This window comes from Nitrospirillum amazonense, from assembly GCF_007828045.1.
GTDB lineage: Bacteria > Pseudomonadota > Alphaproteobacteria > Azospirillales > Azospirillaceae > Nitrospirillum > Nitrospirillum amazonense_C.
Genome location: NZ_VITN01000068.1, coordinates 1 through 1,649, shown reverse-complemented (window position 1 = coordinate 1,649; position 1,649 = coordinate 1). Strand labels below are relative to the sequence as shown.

General features: G+C 67.7%; 1 protein-coding gene. It reads left to right on the top strand.

What is annotated here, in order from left to right:
• The coding region (locus tag FBZ89_RS31110; RefSeq protein WP_211115436.1) for a beta strand repeat-containing protein at window positions 1-1,649 on the top strand (1,649 nt) is incomplete at both ends.

The following is a 1,649-nucleotide window of genomic DNA, read 5'->3' as shown; positions in this document are numbered from 1 at the left end:
TAACACCAATAGCAACCTGGTGTTCGCCGCCGGCAACCAGCTGCTGAACGGCGCCATCGACGCCACCGGCCACACGGTGCAGAACACCGGCGCCAACCTGATCCTGACCAGCATCGTCAGCATCACCGGCGCCTATGCCCAGGGGGCCGCCGGCACCCTGTCGCTGACCCCGGGCAGCGGCGGGTTGGTGGTCAGCGGCGCCGCCACCATCGCCGGCACGGTCCTGGCCGGCCTGTCGGCGACCGGCAACTACACCGTGGCCAGCCACACCCTGGTGGCCGGCGGCAGCGGGTCCAGCTACACCGGTGCCGTCGTGGGCGGCGGTTTCACCGGCCTGGCGGCTGGCCTTGCGGCGGACGGCAGCGACAACCTGCTGCTGACCATCGGCAACGACTATGTCGGCGCCAGCCTTGCCAGCATCGTCAACACCGGCACCATCAGTGGTGGGAACTGGGCTGTTTTTGTCGCCAATACAGGCACCCTGGGTACGCTGCTCAATCAGGCGGGCGGCGTGCTCGGCGCCTTTGGCGTCATGGTCAGCGGCACTCTCGGAACGCTGGGGAACCAAGGGACCATCGCGGGTGATGCCGTCGGCGTTCGTGTCTCCGGCGGGGTCGTGGGGACGCTGGACAATCTGTCGGGGGGCTTGATCAGCGCCCGGTCCACGGCGCTCGGTGTCAGTGGCACCGTCGGTACGCTCAGCAACAGCGGCACGATCCGCAGTTCCGACGGCATGGGCATCAAGGTCGAGGATAGCGTCGGCACCTTGCTCAACCTCTCGGGCGGCACCATCACCGCCCGTTCCCAAGCCGTGGTCGTCGTGGACACGCTGGGCGCGCTCAGCAATGCGGGCCTCATCAGCGGCCAAACCAACAACGCCGTTCGTGTCATCGGCACGCTGGGCACCTTGTCCAACAGCGGCGGTATCACCGCCAATTATGGCGTCAACATCGATGTCGGGGCCACCGTTGACGCGCTGGCCAATCTCGCCGCCGGTACCATCGCGGGCACGTCGAACGGCGTCTTCGTCCAAGGGCAGCTCAACACCTTGGATAACGCCGGCGTCGTCGTGGGCGATGGCGTCGGGGTCCTGGTCAACGGCGGCACCATCCTCACCCTGAGGAACAGCGGCACCCTGACCGCGGGCGGGGGAACCGCCTCCGCCCTGGCTATCCAGAATGGGGGCGGTGTCGGCACGCTGGTCAACACCGGCGTCATCCGGGGTTTCATCAACAACAGCGGCGCGTCCGATCTGACCATCGTTGGCGGTACCGGTGCCACCATCGGCACCCTGACCGGCTTCGGCGGAGATAAGGGCGTTCTCAACGCCGCCTCCGCCAACGTGGTTTTCGCCTCCGGCAACCAGTGGCTTAACGACGACGTCACCTTCGGCGGCACGCAAACCATTTACAACACAGGTGCCAACCTCTCGCTGTCGACCATCGTCAGCATCACCGGCGCTTACACCCAGGGCGCCGCCGGCACCCTGTCGCTGACCCCGGGCAGCGGCGGGCTGGTGGTGAGCGACGCCGCCACGGTAGGCGGCATGGTCCTGGCCGGCCTGTCCGTGACGGGCAACTACACCGTGACCAGCAACACCCTGGTGGCCGGCGGTGGCGGGTCCGACTACAGCGCCGCCAATCTGGGCG